This window comes from Exiguobacterium sp. OS-77 (genome assembly GCF_000414195.2).
In the GTDB taxonomy this organism is placed as follows: Bacteria; Bacillota; Bacilli; order Exiguobacteriales; family Exiguobacteriaceae; genus Exiguobacterium_A; species Exiguobacterium_A indicum.
The window spans coordinates 385,134-405,575 of sequence record NZ_DF239008.1 but is presented as its reverse complement, the minus strand read 5'-3'; the positions used below and the strand labels follow the sequence as shown (position 1 = coordinate 405,575).

The 20,442-nt window shown below is 48.4% G+C and carries 20 protein-coding genes; 1 reads left to right on the top strand and 19 read right to left on the bottom strand.

The window, feature by feature from the left end; all coding sequences use genetic code 11:
* The first annotated feature begins 260 nt into the window (after positions 1-260).
* Entirely contained in the window at positions 261-3,044 is a 2,784-nt protein-coding gene (locus tag EXG77_RS02070) for a GGDEF domain-containing phosphodiesterase (RefSeq protein WP_255415725.1), read from the top strand.
* A 46-nt stretch (positions 3,045-3,090) separates the two neighbouring features.
* Here the strand turns inward: EXG77_RS02070 and EXG77_RS02065 are convergent, their stop codons facing one another.
* The 19 genes from EXG77_RS02065 to EXG77_RS01975 all read right to left on the bottom strand — a co-directional run bounded on the left by EXG77_RS02065 (position 3,091) and on the right by EXG77_RS01975 (position 20,426).
* On the bottom strand, positions 3,091-4,287 hold the full coding sequence (locus tag EXG77_RS02065) for a multidrug efflux MFS transporter (RefSeq protein ID WP_035395868.1): 1,197 nt from the start codon (positions 4,285-4,287) through the stop codon (positions 3,091-3,093).
* A gap of 193 nt (positions 4,288-4,480) precedes the next feature.
* A complete protein-coding gene (mreB, locus tag EXG77_RS02060) occupies positions 4,481-5,461 on the bottom strand; it encodes a rod shape-determining protein MreB (RefSeq protein ID WP_023469490.1) in 981 nt (326 codons plus the stop codon).
* A 217-nt stretch (positions 5,462-5,678) separates the two neighbouring features.
* Positions 5,679-6,983: a UDP-N-acetylglucosamine 1-carboxyvinyltransferase gene (gene murA, locus EXG77_RS02055; RefSeq protein WP_023469491.1), complete on the bottom strand. Its 1,305-nt coding sequence runs from the start codon at positions 6,981-6,983 to the stop codon at positions 5,679-5,681.
* Between the two features lie 221 nt (positions 6,984-7,204).
* Positions 7,205-7,444: a DUF1146 family protein gene (locus EXG77_RS02050; RefSeq protein WP_235515945.1), complete on the bottom strand. Its 240-nt coding sequence runs from the start codon at positions 7,442-7,444 to the stop codon at positions 7,205-7,207.
* Between the two features lie 312 nt (positions 7,445-7,756).
* Positions 7,757-8,170 carry a F0F1 ATP synthase subunit epsilon gene (locus EXG77_RS02045; RefSeq protein WP_023469493.1) on the bottom strand — a complete coding sequence of 138 codons (414 nt, stop codon included), beginning with the start codon at positions 8,168-8,170 and terminating at the stop codon, positions 7,757-7,759.
* Between the two features lie 26 nt (positions 8,171-8,196).
* Positions 8,197-9,615 (bottom strand): F0F1 ATP synthase subunit beta, encoded by a 1,419-nt coding sequence (gene atpD, locus EXG77_RS02040; protein WP_023469494.1) that lies wholly within the window; start codon positions 9,613-9,615, stop codon positions 8,197-8,199.
* Between the two features lie 36 nt (positions 9,616-9,651).
* Positions 9,652-10,503 carry an ATP synthase F1 subunit gamma gene (gene atpG / locus EXG77_RS02035; RefSeq protein ID WP_035395865.1) on the bottom strand — a complete coding sequence of 284 codons (852 nt, stop codon included), beginning with the start codon at positions 10,501-10,503 and terminating at the stop codon, positions 9,652-9,654.
* 42 nt (positions 10,504-10,545) lie between these two features.
* Positions 10,546-12,054, bottom strand: a complete 1,509-nt coding sequence (gene atpA / locus EXG77_RS02030) for a F0F1 ATP synthase subunit alpha (RefSeq protein WP_035395863.1) — start codon at positions 12,052-12,054, stop codon at positions 10,546-10,548.
* A gap of 19 nt (positions 12,055-12,073) precedes the next feature.
* Positions 12,074-12,607: a F0F1 ATP synthase subunit delta gene (locus tag EXG77_RS02025; RefSeq protein ID WP_035395859.1), complete on the bottom strand. Its 534-nt coding sequence runs from the start codon at positions 12,605-12,607 to the stop codon at positions 12,074-12,076.
* Positions 12,607-13,140, bottom strand: a complete 534-nt coding sequence (gene atpF, locus EXG77_RS02020) for a F0F1 ATP synthase subunit B (protein ID WP_035395858.1) — start codon at positions 13,138-13,140, stop codon at positions 12,607-12,609. The genes EXG77_RS02025 and atpF overlap by 1 nt, the downstream gene beginning before the upstream one ends.
* Before the next feature lie 127 nt (positions 13,141-13,267).
* Positions 13,268-13,480: a F0F1 ATP synthase subunit C gene (gene atpE, locus EXG77_RS02015; protein WP_023469499.1), complete on the bottom strand. Its 213-nt coding sequence runs from the start codon at positions 13,478-13,480 to the stop codon at positions 13,268-13,270.
* 75 nt (positions 13,481-13,555) lie between these two features.
* Positions 13,556-14,299, bottom strand: a complete 744-nt coding sequence (atpB, locus tag EXG77_RS02010) for a F0F1 ATP synthase subunit A (RefSeq protein ID WP_023469500.1) — start codon at positions 14,297-14,299, stop codon at positions 13,556-13,558.
* Positions 14,300-14,307: 8 nt separating this feature from the next.
* Positions 14,308-14,694 (bottom strand): ATP synthase subunit I, encoded by a 387-nt coding sequence (locus EXG77_RS02005; protein WP_023469501.1) that lies wholly within the window; start codon positions 14,692-14,694, stop codon positions 14,308-14,310.
* Positions 14,691-14,909, bottom strand: coding sequence for an AtpZ/AtpI family protein (locus EXG77_RS02000; protein WP_023469502.1), 219 nt, complete (start codon positions 14,907-14,909; stop codon positions 14,691-14,693). Before EXG77_RS02000 ends, EXG77_RS02005 begins: the two co-directional genes overlap by 4 nt.
* Before the next feature lie 777 nt (positions 14,910-15,686).
* Positions 15,687-16,820, bottom strand: coding sequence for a non-hydrolyzing UDP-N-acetylglucosamine 2-epimerase (gene wecB / locus EXG77_RS01995; protein ID WP_035395857.1), 1,134 nt, complete (start codon positions 16,818-16,820; stop codon positions 15,687-15,689).
* A gap of 124 nt (positions 16,821-16,944) precedes the next feature.
* A complete protein-coding gene (gene upp / locus EXG77_RS01990) occupies positions 16,945-17,574 on the bottom strand; it encodes a uracil phosphoribosyltransferase (protein WP_023469504.1) in 630 nt (209 codons plus the stop codon).
* Between the two features lie 72 nt (positions 17,575-17,646).
* Positions 17,647-18,627, bottom strand: coding sequence for a hypothetical protein (locus tag EXG77_RS01985; RefSeq protein ID WP_035395856.1), 981 nt, complete (start codon positions 18,625-18,627; stop codon positions 17,647-17,649).
* Between the two features lie 132 nt (positions 18,628-18,759).
* Positions 18,760-19,401 (bottom strand): ABC transporter ATP-binding protein, encoded by a 642-nt coding sequence (locus EXG77_RS01980; RefSeq protein ID WP_035395854.1) that lies wholly within the window; start codon positions 19,399-19,401, stop codon positions 18,760-18,762.
* Positions 19,398-20,426: an ABC transporter permease gene (locus tag EXG77_RS01975; protein WP_035395852.1), complete on the bottom strand. Its 1,029-nt coding sequence runs from the start codon at positions 20,424-20,426 to the stop codon at positions 19,398-19,400. The genes EXG77_RS01980 and EXG77_RS01975 overlap by 4 nt, the downstream gene beginning before the upstream one ends.
* Between the last annotated feature and the right edge of the window lie 16 nt (positions 20,427-20,442).

Below are 20,442 nucleotides of genomic sequence, written 5' to 3'. Positions count from 1 at the left end.
TCGGTCCGTTTGCTTCAGATTATGAGTTTTTTTCAAAAAAAGGGAATAAAATTCTGAGTTGCATCTAAAGTACTACTATTCCTATCAAAAAATCATTCTCCTTCTTTTGAATTCGTTTCATATTCATAATTATTCCAATTGGGTATAATTAGAAGTAGTTCATATCGACCAGTTGAAACGAGGTGATGACGGTGTCTTTCTTTAAAAGACGTACGAACCAATCGACCACTCCTTCTTTAGATTTCACACTGTTGACAGACATGACCCACTTCCTTGAAAATCACCCGGATGCAGTTTATACGATGGATTTGAAAGGAAATTTCATCGCATTTAATAATAAGCTACCTCTTTTACTCGGTTATCCTACCGACGCGATCCGTGGTATGCATTTCAGCGAGTTGCTTATAGGATCAGAAGCTGAACGCATCGCACCATTGAAGCATCGTGTTCACGAAGGCGAAACGATTCATTTCACAACGGATATTCAACGAAAAGACGGTCAAATCCTGACCGTTAATGTTACGAACATCCCCCTCTATAATCAACACGTCATCATCGGACTTTACGGGATTGCGCGTGATGTCTCCCAACAAAAAGAATTACGTACTGCTTATAATCGTCTACTTGCAAAGGAACAGTTGACGACGACGCTTGAAGGTGTCACATTCCTTGAATACATTCCTTCGACAAAACAATTGACCGCAGATGCCGCACTCAGCCAATTACTCGAATGGTCACAGCGCCATGTCGCACAAATGGATGCGTATGAATTGCTCGATGAGATTCATCCGGAAGACCGTGATCTATTTTTACAACAGAGTACTGCCTTGTGTGACGAGCACATTACCGAATTCTCGATGTCACTCCGGATGAGCAAACGACGCCACTATACGAAAGTCGTTCGTTGTGATGCTTTGCTTCAACAAGATTCTTCTCCTCGTTGCGTTAACTTTATTTTGCATGATGCAACGGAGCTGACGAGTCTTGAACGCGAACGGGATCATGCCATTCAGTCCTTAAAGGATGTCTTCGGCTCACTCGATACGTCCATTTACGAACATATCTATCATCCACAAACCGTCATATTTCAATCAACCGGTTTTTTAGCTCCCTATCAGCACATTCTGAATCGCATCGAAAAGGAACCTCAGTTATGGCGAACACTGATTCATCCAGAGGATTTACCACATTTAGAACTCTCCTATCCTGAGATTCGTAACGGTAAGGTCGTCCGACACGTCTATCGTCTCCAACTCCTCGACAATGTCTTTTGGATCGAGGAAATCTGTATTCCGATTCGTGATCGCAATGGAGAGGTCACGGGTCATTACGGGGTCTCGTCTGATATTACGATCTTAAAAGAGCAACAACATACGATTTGGCATCTCTCCATGCATGATTCCTTGACACAGTTACCGAATCGCGCCTTTTTACTCGAGGAAATCACGAATTTATTGAAAACACGAACATCGTTTACATTGCTTGCCGTCACGTTTAAGCAATACAATGTCATTCATGAACGTTTCGGACACGATGTCGGAGATGAATGGATTCGCCAGACAAGTGCTGCAGTTCGTCGTTTTGCAGATCAAGATCACTTCGTCGGTCATCTGTTTGGTGATAAGTATCTATTCATCATCAAAAAACCCATCGATGAGACCGCCATCGTGAAATTGAGCCATCAGCTACTAAAGCTGTCTGAAAAACGTTTTGATGTCTTATCCTATGAGTTGTTCACGAACGTCTACATCGGTATCACGTACGTCGTCAACGATAAACAATCAGCCGATGAATTATTGAAACAAACGTATACAGCACTTCGACGTGCAAAATCACGAACGAAGAGCAATTATCAGTTTTACTCGTCGACGCTCGACATCGATATGTATCGCCGTTATGAACTCGAACGGGATTTACGGTACGCCATTCAAAACGAGCAGCTCGTCCTCGAATACCAGCCGAAAGTCGACGGCTGGAACGGAAATATTCAAGGAGCCGAAGCCTTGATCCGCTGGAATCACCCTGAATGGGGACGCTTGACACCAAAGGACTTCCTGTCCTTGTCGGAAGAAAGTGAGATGTATCTTCATATTGGCGACTGGGTGCTCGATCAGACATGTCGTTTTCTCCATGCGCTTCGTGAGCGACGCCATCCGAACATCGTTCCGATTTCCATCAATGTCTCTCCAAAACGCCTCTTTTATGGCGATTTCGCACAAGTCATCGAAGAGTACCTTCAGAAGTACCGGATACCAGGGCACCTCCTCGAGATTGAATTACTTGAGTCCGACATTCTTCTCGAAAGCGATAAAATACATGAGATTCTAGCGCGTATTTCTGCACTAGGGGTCCATATTTCGTTAGATGACTTCGGTACCGCCTATTCTTCGATTTCTCACGTCCAGCGCTATCCGATCAATTGTCTGAAGATTGATCGTTCTCTTGCACAACTGATCGAGCATGACTCGAAAAGTCGTTCTGTCGTCAAAAGTATTCTCTTCATGGCAAAGGAGTTTCAATTGACAGTCGTCGCAGAAGGCATCGAAACGATTCCGCAGCTCGACTTTTATCGCGAGTTACAGTGCGACCTGATTCAAGGTTATTTGTTTAGCAAACCTGTGTCAGAGAGCACTTTTGAAAAATTACTGACGAAAGGGATGTTATATCCTCAACACACCGGTACAGCCGCTCCAGTCGAAGCGATCTTATCGTTATTCGCTCAAATCACGATTACCCGGCTAAACGGTCGAGCCATCCAAGTCGGATCCTCTGATATCCTGATCAACCGATGTACGAATAAGACGCTGTTCTTCTACTCTTCGATTCGTCTGCCGATTCATCAAAACATCGAACTAAACGTGACACTTGCCTCATTGATTCATCCCGAGATTTTTCTCGTTCCTGTATCCATCACGGAACTCGATAACGGCCTGTTCCATTATGCAGCGGATTTCAAGGTGCGTGCGCTCTCTTCTCTCGTCCAGGAGCAACTGAAACATTCTCAACCTTCCTTTTTGGAAGACGTTCTCGAACCGCCTTCTTAAGACAAAAAACACGTCGACTCCTTCGTTAGAGTCGACGTGTTTTACCTTATCCGTTATTTTTACTGAGCATTGCTGTTTGTGTCCGCTCTAACACGGCATTCGTGATGACGATCAGTCCAGTGAAGAGGAATAACGCTTCAAAGCCGAAGTGCCCGGCAATCTGTCCACCCGCGAGTGGTCCGAGGAAGTTCCCCATGAACTGCGCGGACTGGTTATATCCAAAGATCCGGCCTGACGCATTGGCTGGCGTATTCTTCCGAAGCAACGTTTGGACGGACGGCATTAGTGCTGCTGTCGCAAAACCAATTCCCATCCGTAAGACGATCAATTGGCTCGTATCCGTGACGAATGCTTGCGGAATCAAGAACGCCGCAAAAATAAGTAGCGCAAAAAACAAGACACGCTCTGCTCCGATTTTATCCGATAGACGACCGAGTCGTTGCGCTGCAATCAATGCTGCGATCCCAGGTGCCGAAGCGACGATCCCGGATAGTAACGCGAGACGTTCTGTACCCGGACTGAGTTCCCGGACATAGAGCGACAGGATCGGACTGATTGATTGTGCCGCGAACTGAATCAGGAACGTCGTCAAAAAGAGACTTAAAATCAGTTCCGGATGACGCAGCGACTGGATGATTTCCTTCGCGGACGCCATCTTTTTGACTTCCATTGGGACGAATTCTTCTTTGACTAAGAAGTAGGTCACGAGGAAGGTAATGAAGAGCGGTACGCTCGTAAAGAGAAAAACGGGTCGAAGCCCAACAACGTCGGCGAGGAATCCTCCAATGAGAGGTCCTAGCAATCCACCGGCAATCCCACCGGTCGACAGGGTGCCGAGCGCCCAGCCACTTTTCTCTTTTGGGGTTTGGGAAGCAACGAGTGTAATACCGGCTGAAATGAATCCGGATACGGCTCCCATGACAAGACGTAAGAATACGAGTTGATAGACGTCTTGAACGAAACTAATCAAGAACATGACGATCGACATACCAAGACTTGCACGAAGCAACATCAGCTTCCGACCTTTTCGATCGGCGAGACGTCCCCAGATTGGTGAGACGATCGCAGCGACGAGGAACGTTGCACCAAAAGCGATGCCGGACCAGGTCGTAATATCTTGTCGGCTGTCGACACCGAGTTCTTCAATGAATAAGGGCAAAAACGGTAAAACGAGACTGAGGGCTGCAGCGGTCAAAAAACTACCGAACCAAACGACGACTAAATTTCTTTTCCACAATGGCATTGTGGCATCACTTCCTTTTATTTTACAATTCGTTTCAATACAACAACTTCTAATATACACTTCACAATGTGAAATGTCTAGCGTTTGAATCGTTCAAGTATTTCTTCCAGTTGTCCTCTACTCTTCATTAATTCGCAAAATGAATGCTACAAAAAAAGAAGCATTCTCCGTTGAGAACACTTCCATCTTTTCATCACTTGCCTAGATTATCGAGCATGATGCCTGTACCGCGTGCGACACATAGCATTGGATCTTCTGCGATCAGAACCGGTAGTCCGAGTTCTTTTGCAAGCAGTTGATCGATGCCGTCAAGGAGTGCGCCCCCACCCGTCAGGATGATACCGCGATCGATGATATCCGCTGCAAGCTCTGGTGGCGTCTTCTCGAGCACACGCTTCGTTGCTTCGACGATTTCCATCGCTGCTTCCGCGAGCGCTTCGTGCATCTCTTCAGATGTCACCGTGATGTTGTGCGGTAAGCCTGTCACGAGATTGCGTCCCCGAATATCCATCTGTTCGCTCCGTCCGTCTTCTGAAACAGTAGCAACTGTCGTCTTGACCGCTTGTGCCGTCCGTTCCCCGATGATGAGCTTATGTGTATCCTTGATTGAACGGATGATGTCGTGGTCGAAGCGATCTCCTGCGACTTTGATCGTCTCCCCGCATACGATATCACCCATCGATAGTACAGCGACGTCCGTCGTTCCCCCACCGATATCAATGACCATGTGCCCTGCTGGCATCCAAATGTCCATACCAGCACCGACTGCTGCGACCTTCGGCTCGACTTCGAGGAAGACCGTCTTTGCGCCTGATTTTTCACCGGCTTGACGAATCGCCTTCGCTTCAACCGTCGTGATGCTTGCTGGTGTACAGATCAACATCCGGACGCCACCGAACATCTTACGGACTTCAATCTTATCGATGAAATGGCGAAGCATTGCTTCCGTCATCTCGAAGTCCGCGATGACTCCGTCTTGTAAAGGACGAATCGCGACGATGTTCCCCGGTGTCCGCCCTACCATCAAGTGTGCTTCCGTTCCTACTGCATGAATCTTACCTGTTGCCTTATCGATCGCGACGACCGATGGCTCATCGAGGACGATGCCTCTCCCTTTGACATGAATGACGACGTTCGCCGTCCCTAAGTCGATTCCGATATCTTTTGAAAACATCTCGTGTGCTCTCCTTTACCCGATGGCTATTCTTCCAAAATATAGAACGTCGTTTGGACGTCTAACCCATTTATGTATACATACTTTTCAATTCTAGCATACGCCTCATAACGAAACGACTTTCTTTTTCGCTTTTCACATTTCATTGTCATCTTTTTGAAAATACAGCAAAAAAGCATCATCTCAAAAACATGAGATGATGCTTGGATAATTGGAATTAAAGCTTTGTTGCTGCCGTTTCTTCGACGATTGCCGCTTCTTCTGTCACACGTTCGACGTCTGCACCGAGTGCTTGAAGTTTGAGGTGGAAGTCGACGTATCCACGATCGATGTGGTGAAGCGCACCGACACGCGTTTCGCCTTCAGCGATCAATCCTGCTGTGACGAGTGCAGCACCTGAGCGAAGATCCGTTGAAAGAACTTCCGCACCTTGTAACTGTACACCACCATTGATGATCGACGAGCGACCTTCAATCTTGATGTCCGCGTTCATGCGACGGAATTCTTCAACGTGCATGAAACGGTTCTCAAAAACTGTTTCCGTGATGACCGATGTGCCGCCTGCTTTGAGAACGAGGGCCATCATCTGTGCTTGAACGTCTGTCGGGAAACCAGGGTGTGGCATCGTCTTGACATCAACTGCTTCAAGTTTTGCTGGACCAACGACACGGAGTCCTTCTTCTGTATCCGTGATCTTAACGCCCATCTCTTCCATCTTCGAGATGAGTGGACGAAGGTGTTCGCGCTCAGCACCGATGACTTCGACGTCACCTTCTGTGATCGCTGCTGCGATCATGAACGTACCTGCTTCAATCCGGTCAGGAATGACATAGTGTGTTGCACCGTGTAATTTCTCGACGCCTTCGATGCGGATCGTTTCTGTACCTGCACCGCGGACTTTTGCGCCCATTGCGTTCAAGAAGTTCGCAAGGTCAACGATTTCTGGTTCTTTTGCGACGTTCTCGATGACTGTCGTTCCTTCTGCGAGTGTCGCAGCCATCATGATATTCTCTGTCGCACCGACTGATGGGAAGTCGAGGTAGATTTTTGCACCTTGGAGACGACCGTCGACATGCGCTTCAACAAATCCGTTTCCGATGATCGTCTTCGCGCCCATCGCTTCGAAGCCTTTCAAGTGAAGATCGATCGGACGTGATCCGATTGCACAGCCACCTGGCATTGCAACGCGTGCGCGCCCGAGGCGTGCAAGTAATGGACCCATGACGAGAATCGAAGCTCGCATCTTACGCACGTACTCGAGTGGTGCCTCGTCTTTAAGATTCGGCTCTGCATTGACCGTCACCGTGTTGGCTTCCGCATCGAATTCGACTTCCGCGTTCAAGTTGCGCAACACGTTATTGATCGTATAGACGTCTGCTAAACGTGGTACGTTTTGAAGGACGGATTTCCCTTCTGATGCAAGCAATGTTGCAACGAGTGTTTTTAATACGGCATTTTTTGCACCTTCTACTTTGACTGTGCCAGCTAATTTACGTCCGCCTCGGACAACGATTTTTTCCATTCCCCATACTCCTCTGCTTCGTTTCTGTTCTATTTATGATGGCGTGATAAGTGCGTATGCGGTTCGAGATGAACCGATAGAAGAGAAACTCCCAATAGTTAAAACTACTACGCGACTGTTTCGATGATTGATAAATTGACTGTGTTCTTTCATTAAAGAACAGTGTCCTTTTCCATGGTAATCCAGTTTCACGATACAAGGTTTACAATGAAGTTACAAGTTCAGCTGAATAAGAATTTCAGACGTTGCGCAAAACCCGCATATTCAAGTAAAAAGCGCGCCAGACTGGAACCAAGAGCAACAGCAAGCAGGACACGTAGTAAAACCGCCTGTGGACCTCTAGGATGTTGCAGGAATTTATCCCATTTGATTGGTAACATCACCCACCAAGCAAACAAGATGGCGATCACGTACATGAGCATGCTGATCAGAGCACTAATACCAATTGACGTCACTACCATTGCACCTCTTCTTCATAATTTCTTCAACTTTACCATGATTTCATAAAATGAATGATTGCGCAAACAAAATGACACAAGCTGCATTTATTTTATCGCATAAAATATATTTATTGAAGAGCAAATGAGGAAAATCATGAGCTTTCTGTTGAAGAAATCGTGAAAACAAGGCATATAGTGTTCTTTTACATATTTTTCGCTTCCTAAACCTGATTCCAAGCGCCTCGCTCAGAAAACGCTTCTTCGCACTCATTCATTGATGCGTCGTACAAAAAAAGACCCGATTCCATGAAGGAATCGAGTCTTTGATCGACATCAATCGCGACCGTAGTCTTTCAAGCTGAGACGGTTAACTGCTCGTTTCAGTGAAAGTTCAGCACGCTTGAATTCGAGTTCTGATAATTTCGTGTCCTGGAGACGACGTTCTGCACGAACCTTCGCAGCTGCAGCACGGTCGTAGTCGACCTTGTCTGCTTGCTCCGCAGTTTCCGCAAGAACCGTTACAGTATCCTGGCGCACTTCCATAAAGCCACCGCTGATAGCGATCAACGTGCGTCCGCCATCTTCGTGGCGCAACTTCAAGATGCTGATATCGAGTGGTGTTACGAGTGGGACGTGGTGCGGGAGAACCCCGATCTCACCAGAAATCGTCTTCGCAACGACCATACGGATATCGCCATCATACACTTCGCCATCCGGGGTGACGATATTGACATGAAGTGTGTTCATCTCAAGTCCCCCTTATGCTTTGTCACTTAGACAAGCGCCTTCGCTTTTTCAATCGCATCTTCGATCGGACCGACGAGACGGAATGCTTCTTCCGTTAAGTCATCGTGTTTACCTTCGAGGATTTCTTTGAAGCCGCGGATCGTGTCCTTAACTGGGACGTACGATCCTTTTTGTCCTGTGAACTGCTCAGCTACGTGGAAGTTCTGCGACAAGAAGAACTGGATACGACGCGCACGGTGTACAGTCAATTTGTCGTCTTCTGACAACTCGTCCATACCGAGGATCGCGATGATATCTTGAAGTTCTTTATAACGCTGAAGTGTTTCCTGAACTTGACGTGCAACACCGTAGTGCTCTTCGCCGACGATTTCCGGTGAAAGGGCGCGTGATGTTGAAGCAAGTGGATCCACGGCAGGATAGATCCCCATCTCAGAGAGACGGCGCTCAAGGTTCGTCGTTGCATCTAAGTGAGCAAACGTCGTCGCAGGAGCCGGGTCAGTATAGTCATCGGCTGGTACATAAACCGCTTGGATCGATGTAACCGAACCTTTGTTTGTTGATGTGATTCGCTCTTGGAGCATACCCATCTCTGTTGCGAGTGTTGGCTGGTAACCAACGGCAGATGGCATACGACCGAGAAGGGCCGATACCTCAGAACCCGCTTGTGTGTAACGGAAGATGTTATCAACGAAGAGAAGAACGTCTTGTCCTTGCTCATCACGGAAGTATTCTGCCATTGTCAAACCAGTCAAGGCAACACGAAGACGTGCACCCGGTGGTTCGTTCATCTGACCGAAGACCATCGCTGTTTGTTTGATAACGCCTGAATCCGTCATCTCGTGGAACAAGTCATTTCCTTCACGCGTCCGCTCACCAACACCTGCGAATACCGAGATACCGCTGTGCTCTTGCGCGATGTTGTTGATCAATTCCTGGATGAGGACGGTCTTACCTACACCGGCACCACCGAAGAGACCGATCTTACCACCCTTGATGTAAGGAGCGAGCAAGTCGACGACTTTAATTCCAGTCTCGAGGATTTCAACTTTCGTTGAAAGGTTATCGAAAGTCGGTGCTTTTTTGTGGATCGGAAGACGTTCCACGTCAGCAGCGATTTCTTTTTCATCAATTGGGTTACCGAGTACGTTGAAGACGCGACCAAGTGTCGCTTCTCCGACGGGTACCGAGATTGGAGCATTCGTATCGAGTACTTCCATTCCACGGCGTACTCCATCCGTAGAGTCCATCGCAATGGTACGGACGACGTCGTCACCAAGGTGCAGGGCGACCTCAAGCGTCAAGTCGATAGCCACTTCTTCTACAGTTTGCGGCGTATATTGAATACGAAGCGCGTTGTAGATGTTCGGTAAGTGTCCTTCGAACTTAACGTCGATGACAGGTCCCATGACCGCGACGACGCGGCCTTTTAAACCGAGTTCGTTCATCGTGTTTCCTCCTACCTATCGTTACGCCAGTCGGGATTACTGCTGCGCAGCAGCCCCACTGACGATCTCTGTGATTTCTTGCGTGATCGCAGCTTGTCGAGCTCGGTTGTAGACGAGAGTCAATCGACCGATCAAGTCATCTGCGTTATCTGTCGCACTTTGCATTGCTGTCATACGTGACGCATGTTCTGCTACTTTCGCGTCAAGAAGCGCACCGAAGATCAAGCTCTCCGCATAACGCGGGAGGAGTTCAGCAAGGATTTGTTCCTCGCTTGGCTCGTACTCATAAGTCGTCGAAGACGAAGCTTCGATTTCTCCGAGTGGGAGAAGAGTTTCGACTTTCACTTCTTGGCTGATGACAGATAAGAAGTGGTTGTAGCACAGCTTGAGCTCGTCGATTTCGCCGATCGTGAACGCACTCACTGTGCGCTTCACGATCTCAGCGACGTCGACATACGAAGGAGAATCGTTCAAGCCTGTGATCGCATCCGTGACCGTGATTCCGCGTGAACGGAAGAACTGGACACCGACTTTACCGACCACGAAGAGAACGTAACTGTCCGCAGTATGCTTTTCTTTGATTTCCCGGTAGACTTCACGCAGCACGTTGGCGTTATATGCACCAGCTAAGCCGCGATCCGATGTGATGACGATGTAGCCCGTCTTTTGGACGGGACGTTTCTCGAGCATCGGATGGCTCGCACCTGTCGTGCCATTCGCAATGGTTCCGAGTACCTCTTGCATTTTCAGCATGTAAGGTTGGAACTTCGCGCTATGTGCTTGAGCGCGGTTCAGTTTCGACGCCGAAACCATGTTCATCGCTTTCGTGATCTGTTTCGTACTTTTCGTCGAGTTGATCCGCGTTTGTATCTCGCGCAACGATGCCATTTCGATTCACCACCTTGTTAGTATCAAGAGCGTTCCGCCGGATTAGACCGTCGCTTGGAACGTTTTCTTAAATTCTGAGATTGCTGCTACGAGCTCTTCGTCTGCTGGAAGGTTACCTGTCTTACGGATCTCATCGCAAAGTTGTTTGCGATTTTGATCGAGCCAGAGGTTGAGTTCCTTTTCAAAACGACGAATATCCGTTACAGCAACATCATCAAGGTGACCACGAGTCAAGGCATAGATGATGATGACTTGCTTATCGACAGTAAGTGGTTGGTTCAAGTCTTGTTTCAAGACTTCAACTGTCCGCTCACCACGGTTAAGCTTCGATTGAGTCGCTTTATCAAGGTCAGATCCGAACTGAGCGAATGCTTCAAGCTCACGGTAAGATGCGAGGTCAAGACGGAGCGTACCCGCTACCTTCTTCATCGCTTTTACTTGAGCCGAACCACCTACACGCGATACCGAGAGACCCGGGTTGATCGCGGGACGGACACCTGAGAAGAAGAGATCCGATTGAAGGAAGATTTGACCATCCGTGATCGAGATAACGTTCGTCGGGATATAAGCTGAGATATCCGACGCTTGTGTTTCGATGAACGGAAGGGCAGTCAAGCTACCTGCGCCAAGCTCGTCGTTCAACTTCGCCGCACGCTCAAGAAGGCGTGAGTGGAGGTAGAAGACATCCCCTGGGTAAGCTTCGCGGCCTGGTGGGCGTTTCAAGAGAAGTGAAAGCTCACGGTAAGCAGCTGCTTGTTTTGAAAGATCATCATAGATGACAAGAACGTGTTTGCCTTGGTCCATGAAGTGTTCACCCATCGCGACACCTGCGAATGGTGCGAGGTAAAGAAGTGGAGCTGGCTGTGAAGCCGCTGCCGAAACGACGATCGTGTAATCGAGGGCACCGTTTTTACGGAGCGTCTCGACGACGCCACGGACTGTTGATTCTTTTTGTCCGATTGCGACGTAGATACAGATCATGTTTTCTTCTTTTTGGTTGATGATCGTATCGATCGCGATCGACGTTTTACCCGTCTGACGGTCACCGATGATCAACTCACGCTGTCCACGACCGATTGGAACGAGGGCATCGATCGCCTTGATTCCTGTCTGAAGTGGTTCGTGTACCGATTTACGCGCCATGACGCCAGACGCCTTACGCTCGATCGGGTTGTAGTGTTCTGTTTCGATTGGACCAAGACCATCGATTGGCATACCGAGTGGGTTGACGACACGTCCGAGGAGTGCGTCTCCTGTTGGTACTTCCATGATGCGGCCCGTACGGCGAACAGAGTCGCCTTCTTTGATTTCAAGGTAGTCACCGAGGATGATGATACCGACGTTGCCTTCTTCTAAGTTTTGCGCCAAGCCCATTGTGCCGTTAGCGAATTCTACGAGCTCTCCCGACATGACGTTGTCGAGTCCGTGTGCACGAGCGATACCATCACCGATTTGGATGACCGTACCTGTCTCGTTCACTTCCATCGTAGAACCGTACTGCGCGATACGCGCTTTAAGCAGGGCGCTGATTTCTTCAGCTCTAATGCTCATGCGTTTCACCCCTATTTTCTTACGCTTTTAACAGCTCACGCTCAAGGCGCGTTAGTTTAGTTTCGATCGTACCGTCATATGTCGTGTAACCGATTTGGACGCGAAGTCCTCCGATGACGCGCGTGTCGACGACGTTCTCGACTTCAAGCGTTTTACCTGATTTTTGGCCAAACGTCTCTTTCACTTTCGTGAGTTCCTCGTCTGACAATTTGTATGCACTCGTGACGATTGCCGTCGCGACATTGCGGTGTTCATTCAACAATGCAATGAAGTGTTCCGGTAATGTAACGATCTCTGCCGCCCGGTCGTTTTCGACCATGACGAGCAATGTGTTCAAGACGATCGAGTTGTAGCCCGTGAAGCTTGTTTGAAGAACTTGCTTGAGCTCTTCAGCAGAAATCGATGGGTTATCTAAAACCGAAGCGAGCTCTGGTGTTGCGTGGAGCACTTCGCCGAGCGTCCGCACATCAGCTTCTGCTTGCTCGAGCACATGGTGCTCAAGCGCAAGATCGAAGAGCGCTTTTGCGTAGCGTCCCGCTACGTGATCACGCATTAGTTCGTGCCCTTAGTATCAGCAAGGAATTGATCGACGAGTGCTTTTTGAGCGGCTTCGTCCGTCGCAAGCTGTATTTTCATGACGTGGCGTGCTGCAGCGATTGCTTGAAGAGCGACATCGTTCTTCAAAGCAGCTTGTGCTTCAGCGCGTTCACGTTCGATCGCACGGCGAGCTTCTTCCTTACTCATTTCGGATTCAAGACGTGCCTGCTCCATCGCACGTGCTTGCTCTGCTTCTGCCTGACGGCGTGATGCTTCTAAAAGGTCGCGTGCTTCCGTACGCGCCTTGTTTAATTCTTCGCGTTGTTGTTCTACGTAGACTTCAGCGTCTTTACGGCTCTTTTCAGCCGAGTTGATCTCGCTAGCCACATGCTCTTCCCGCGCTTTCATCATGTTGACGAGCGGGCCCCATGCGAATTTCTTCAAGAGGATGAGGAGCAAGAGGAAAACGACGATCGTGACGATCATGTTGGCTAATAAGAGTTGGTTGCCTTCGCCGCCAGCCTCTGCCGCAAGATACGTTAGATTCATTCGATTACACTCCCCTCGTGGTTGGTTCAACTTCAATATCTACATAAGGGAGCCTAAGCTCCCGTGACGGTTCACTCAAACGTTGAACGAATAGCGCCCTATGTAGTCCGTTCTCGTTAATCGTGGATTAAGAGTTGAGAAGAAGGAAACCGACCGCTACACCGATGATTGGAAGTGCCTCAACAAGACCGATACCGATGAACATTGTTTGACGAAGTTCGTTTTTGAGTTCTGGCTGACGTGCTTGACCTAATACTGTACCGTTTACGATAAGACCGTTACCGATACCTGCGCCGAGTGCGCCGAGTCCGATGATGATCGCTGTTGCAATAAGATTCATGATAAATTGCCTCCCTAGAGTATGTTCATTGATTTGTCGTGCTGTTATCGGAAAAGCGGATGCTTTACCTTCGAATTAATGGTCGTGCGCTGCCTTATGTCCGATGTAAACCATCGTCAGGATAAGGAAGATATACGCTTGGATACCACCGATGAAGAGTGAGAATCCTTGCCAGATCAACATCGGGATACCCGAGATGATCGCGCCGACTGGTCCGAGGAATTGGAAATCGTTCGTACCAGAGACGATACCGATCGAAAGAATGATTCCGATCATGATTTCACCAGCGAAGATGTTTCCGTAAAGACGAAGACCGAGCGTCAACGTGTTTGCAAACTCCTCGATGATGGTAATGATAAACATCGGCGTCATGAATGTTTTCGCATAAGCGCCGAAGCCTCGCATCTTCACACCGTAGTAATGACTTAAGACTACTACGAGAGATGAAAGTGCCAGTGTCACGTAAGGATCTGCAGTTGGTGAGTTGAACCAAATGTAGTGTCCCGTCACGACGTTGAATGGGAGACCCATGATGTTGGACACAAGGATGAACAGGAATAATGTCATTCCGAACGTAAGGAAGCGACCCCCTGTTTTCCAGTCCATCGTGCTGCTGATGATACCGCGAACGAATTCGAGGAACATCTCCATCACGTTTTGAGCACCGGTTGGCTTCATCACAAGACGTCGCGTACCGGCCACGGCAATCAAGAAGACGAGAGCAGCAGCAATCAATACTGTGATCAAGTTCGTCCAGCTACCGTACAGAACGAAGTCACCCCAGAGTGGGATTTCGTAAAGTGGCATTTCGTGGTTCATTTGACTATTCACCTCTTTTCCCGCTTGAGTTCGTGAGTCAAGAACTCACAAAATTGTATGACGTGGCCGGCGAGAAGGCCTATTACCACCGCAGTTAATGACAATTCAGTTTGATATTTCAAACCGATCATCACACAAAGTACCGCGACCGCCATGCGTGAAACGGTCCCTCGAGACACTGGCTTACGCCCGGTCTCAATTACACGATACATACGATCGACGCTTAATCGTTGAAGCGTCAAGATCAGAAAGCTGCCAGTTCCACCAAGTGCTAGTCCATAAATGACCGGGTCACTCGGGCGTCCGATGAGCAGCAGGACAGCCAGGATTCCGTAAAAGAGTCCAAACCATCGTAAGTACGCACGATACAACGCATCTTGAAGGATGATGTTCATGTCTTCTCCCCTAACAAGTGCCTGATCATGGCGATCATGCAAAGAATGCCGATGAAAATCCCGATGAACACGGCGAATGTCGCACCCATTTTTTCCCACCATTGTTGTTGTTCCCCATAGTTCCCAACCAAAAAGCCAATGACGATCGGTGCAGCCAGTGCCGTCGAAATTTGCGAGGCCATGACCATACTCTTCGCGAGCCCACTTTGGCGCACTAGAGACGACCCCCTTTTTTCCCAATTGCGAGTTCTTTTTCTTTCCCACAATTTGCGGATTTTCATACTAGTCAAGAATACAATGAAGCAGCTTTCATAGTCAAATGAATTCACAATAAAAACAGAGCCAAAAAACCTATACATATCAACGAATGATAAGGTTTTCACAGATGTCATACGTGCAACTCATTTCACGAAGATGTGAAGAAAATATGTAGTACTATCAACGGTTATAGAGATTGTTCATATGGTGAACAAAACCGTTGAATAGTAACGTTATATCGTGCTACCTCAACCGAAACAAGACCTCTAAAATTGATTTGTGTCGATTTTGTGAAAAAACATTTTCTGTTCACAATTGTAAACGCTTCCGAATCGGGACACAAAAACAGCTCTGACATCTGTTTGTAACAATAGATTTCAACGATTTCCAATTTTTCAATCGTGAGGTGTGTCACAGCCTGAATCGTCATGGTTTATCTTCCAGTTTCAAGGTCATCTGGTTTTACATTTTCTAAACAAATGGGCTGATTTTAGTGGAAATGGTAAGAATTAAAGATGTTATTCCTATAAACTAAAACCTCTTGTCGACATAGATGTACTAAAACAAAAAGAATCGCTTATTTCACGCGACTCCTACAGGAAAAAGCACAAGTCTTTGTGCTGTCAGAGACAAGTGAGACCTGACTCCTCGTCTAAGGACGATGGAGACGCGGCTTGCGTCTCGCCTGAGGAAAGCAAGTGAATGTAAGCGATTCGGAGAGTGATCGTCGTTTCTTATTGCGTGAGTAACGGTGCCGGTGCTTCCCCTTGACCGAAGTGATGCAGGATCGCTTGGACGATCCGTTCTGACGCATGACCATCACCGTATGGATTTGAGGCATGTGCCATTTCTTTATAAAGTATTTCATTCGTCAACAGTTCCGTTGCCATCTGATAAATCGTCTCTTCTTCTGTTCCGGCAAGCTTTAGCGTCCCAGCAGTAATTCCTTCCGGACGCTCGGTCGTATCCCGTAAGACAAGTACCGGAACACCGAGTGACGGCGCTTCTTCCTGTACGCCACCTGAGTCCGTTAAGATTAAGTGAGCACGGCTTGCGAAGTTATGGAAATCAAAGACATCAAGTGGGGCAATTAACGAAATGCGATCATGTCCTTTGAACACGGCTTTCGCCGCTTCCTGAACAACTGGGTTGAGGTGAACTGGATAAACGACGTGTGTATCTGGGAACGCATCGACGAGGCGACGGATCGCGCGGAACATCTGATGCATCTTCTCCCCTTGATTCTCACGACGGTGCGCCGTCATCAAGATCAACTTCCGATCCCCGACCGTCTCGAGCATCGGATGGACGTAATCGGTTTGGACCGTCGTCTGCAGGGCATCGATTGCTGTGTTCCCTGTAATATAGACGCCAGCATGACGATTCTCGGACGCAAGGTTCGCTGCCGCTTGTGCGGTCGGAGCAAAATGTAAGTCTGCGAGCGTCGACGTCAACTGACGATTGACCTCTTCCGGGAACGGTGAGTATTTATTATACGTGCGCAGCCCTGCCTCGACGTGACCGACCACGATTTGGTTGTAATAGGCAGCAAGGCTCCCAACGAACGTCGTCGTCGTGTCGCCATGGACGAGGACGAGGTCCGGCTTGATCTCTTTCATGATCGCATCGAGTCCTTCAAGACCACGCGTCGTAATGTCGACGAGAGTTTGACGTTGCTTCATGATGTTCAAATCGTGATCCGGTTCGATTTCGAACAGGGTAAGTACTTGATCGAGCATCTCGCGGTGCTGGGCTGTGATTGTGACATGAACATCAAAAGCAGGGTGTTGCTTCAGGGCGTTGACGAGCGGTGCCATTTTAATAGCTTCCGGTCGAGTCCCGAAAATCGGCATGACTGTAATCGGCATGGTGACTTCCTCCTTTTTTCCTTTTTTCATTAAAGCATATTTCAGCAGTCTTGCGCAGTTTACGAAATAGCAACGAAAAGACCGCAGATCATCGTCTGCGGTCTTTTTGTGTATCTTACTATTTTTACTTCGTTCCGAAGAGACGGTCTCCTGCGTCACCGAGTCCTGGGACGATGTAGCCGTGGTCGTTCAACTTCTCGTCGAGTGCCGCGAGATAGATATCGACGTCCGGGTGTTCTTCTTGAACGCGTTTGACGCCTTCAGGTGCTGCACAGAGACATGCGAGCTTAATGCTCTTCGCCCCTTGTTTCTTTAAGGAGGAGATGGCGTCTGCCGCCGAACCACCTGTCGCAAGCATCGGGTCAACGACGACGAAATCACGTTCTGCGACGTCTGTTGGGAGCTTGAGGTAGTATTCCGTTGGCTCGAGTGTCTCCGGATCACGGTACAAACCGATGTGACCGACCTTGACGTTTGGCATCATGCGGAGCATGCCGTCGACCATCCCGAGACCGGCGCGGAGAATCGGGACGATCCCGAGTTTCTTGCCTTCGATCATCTTCTGCGTCGTCTTCGTGACCGGTGTCTCGATCGCGACATCTGTGAGTGGAAGGTCACGTGTGATTTCATATGCCATCAATGAAGCCACCTCGTCGACAAGTTCCCGGAATTGTTTCGTTCCTGTTTCGACCTTACGCATGATCGTCATCTTGTGCTGAATCAATGGGTGATCAAATACATGTACTTTACTCATTGTTTGCATCTCCTCTCCATTCTCTTTTCGCATTGTACTCTAAAAGCGCACTGCTTGGGAACTGTTTTTTCGTCAGTCCCCAAGCGTGCTCTTGCCGGAAAGAATCGCTTTCGCCGCGTAAGACCATTCATTGTCCGGCTGTTGTGCGAGTTCTTGCAAGGTCGCGCGATAATCACCTTTTTTATATTTTTGTTCATAGACCGCTTGCATCCAGAGGACATCACTCATGTAACCCGACTTCGGAAAATCCTCACGGTACGCGATATAGTCTGCCTGTGTCGTCTTCTTTAACTTACCGGCGGCAATCAACTTATAAAAACGTGCCATCCCTGCTGTCTCTTTATTTTTCAAGACGTCTGCACTCAACAGGTCATTTGCTTTTTGATAATCCTTTGCTTGGACAGCCGCAACCGCTTCCTTTAATGCGGCTTCCGGTTTCAGATCACTCGTTTTCGTCGTTTTCTTTTTCTTAACCGGCGTCGCCTCTTGTTTTACTTCCGCTTCCGTCTTTTCCTTCTGATCGGTATTCAATTTCTCGTTTTCTTTTTTTAATTGCTCGACTTCCGTTTGTAAGTCAGCCAACTGTTGCGCAATTTTTTGATCGGTCTCTTCTTTCGGTGCAGCATTTTCTGAAGTAGGAGACCACGCTTGAATACCTACGAATAAGAGGCCGGCCGCTACCACTCCGGTTGCCGCCATCCACCATTGATTCTGATTCACCGTTTGGCGCCACTGTTTTAATTTGTCATGTTTCTGAATCGCTTCCGGCAGCGCCTTGAATCGCTTCTTCGCAAGACGTCGTCCGCCTGCCTTTGAGGCGATCGCAAGACGATATGTATAATATTCAACCGGCATCGGTAAATGTTTCCATTGCAGAAGCCGTGCATCCGCTTGTTCATAAAAGCCTGCTTGTTGCATGATGATGATCGTCTTGAAATCTTCGTACAGTCGTTTGTATTCTGATTTCGTTGTACTCTTCTTCTCCAACCATTTCAACATCTGGCTTCCTGTCGTCGACGCGAGCTCGGCTTGGGTCAACTTCTTAATATTCATAACGCGTAAACTCCTTCATTTCCTTTTTTAAAAAGTATAGCAAATTTTTGGAATGACATCGCCTCCTCTTACAAGATTGAATATAAAAAAAGAATCGCTTTCCATTCTCTCGAAAGCGATCCATTCGTTGTCTTATGCTGTATGGATTTTTCCATCCTCGATCCGCCAGATGCGATCACAGACGTCAAGCATCCGTTCATCATGAGTGATGACGATAATCGTCTTGTTTGACTCATGCGCTTGCCGTTGTAATAGCTCCATCACTCGACGCCCATTCGCATAATCGAGACTTGCGGTCGGCTCGTCCGCTAAGACAAGTTGCGGATCATTGACGAAGGCGCGGGCAATCGCGATGCGTTGACGCTCACCGCCCGATAACGCATGCGGCAAATGATCTTTGCGATGTTCGAGTCCGAACATGGCGAGTGTTGCGACCGTATCCACTGTTCGTCCAGCTTCTTTTGCGACGAGTTCCAGTTGCTCCTGGGCTGTCAAAAAGGGTACGAGATGCGACTCCTGAAAGATGAACCCGACTTCCTCAAGACGTAAGCGACGACGTTCTTCGCCCGATGCTTCACTGACGCACGTATCATCAAAATAGACCGCACCTTTTGTTGGTGTCTGCAGTAAACCGAGCAACTGAAGGAGTGTACTTTTCCCACTCCCGCTCGGTCCAACAAGGGCAATCAGTTCCCCTGCTTCTGCCTGTAAGTTGATATCGTGCAAGACGGTCATCTCACCATAACTCTGTTCAATCCGTTCTAACTGAATCATCCGTTCATTCCTCCCATCGCGTCTGCCGCCTCAAGTTTTTTCACCATTCGTAACGGAACGAGCGCTCCGAGGATCGCTGTTACGAGTAAAATGCCGCCGTACATCAGACTCGTCGACCATTCAAATCGGAAGGGAAGATCCGCTGGTAAGAAGCGGCTCGTCAGATAGGTGATAACGACACTGACACCAAAGGCGAGGCTCGTCAGGAGGATGACTTGTACGAGTAGACTCGCACCCATCGTCCGTGTTCGGATGCCGATTGCTTTTAGGACGCCAAGTTGTTTCATCTTCTGCATCGTCAAGATATAGAAGAAAGCTGTCAGAATCAATGCCCCGATGACGACGAGTGCAACCCGCATCATCTGGAAGGAGTTTTGCTCCGCTGCATAGCCTGGCACATTCTCAACGACTGCTTGTTTTGAGAAGACCGCTTGATCCGTTTGTAACGACTGACCGATGTACGCTGAGACGTATGATGCCCCCATCTTGGATTGCCACGCTTGCCACGATTCATCCGTCATCCAAAGGACCGGTGCGTGACTATAACGTCCGTCCGTGACCGTGCCGGCAATCCGGAACGTCTCTTTCGTCCGAAAATCGGTGATCGTATCGCCGACACGGGTTCCGCCTTGTTCCGCATACGCGGCATCAACGAGCACTTCTCCTTGTTTCAATGATTGCAACTGTTTTGGACCATAGTTCGTAGTCTGTGGTAACGCAAAGACTGTCACGTCATCCTTCGTTCCATTCTTCTTCTCAAGCACCATGTTCTGGACACCGAGTGCTTCCGCGCCCTTCGGTGTCTCATCCGCCTGTAAGAACGAACGGGTCAGTTGCCCTTCCGCGTCTTTACTCAGTGCAAACTGCTCGACCGGTAGATTCCGGACGGCAGCCCCATTGTCATAAGCCAGTCCATCCGCAAGACCGGTGATCATTAAAATCAATAAAACGATCAACATCGTCACGATCGTCATCCAACTGAATCGTCCTTTCATCCGGACGAGTTCTTTCCATCCTAGTTTCATTGCGAGATCCCTCCTG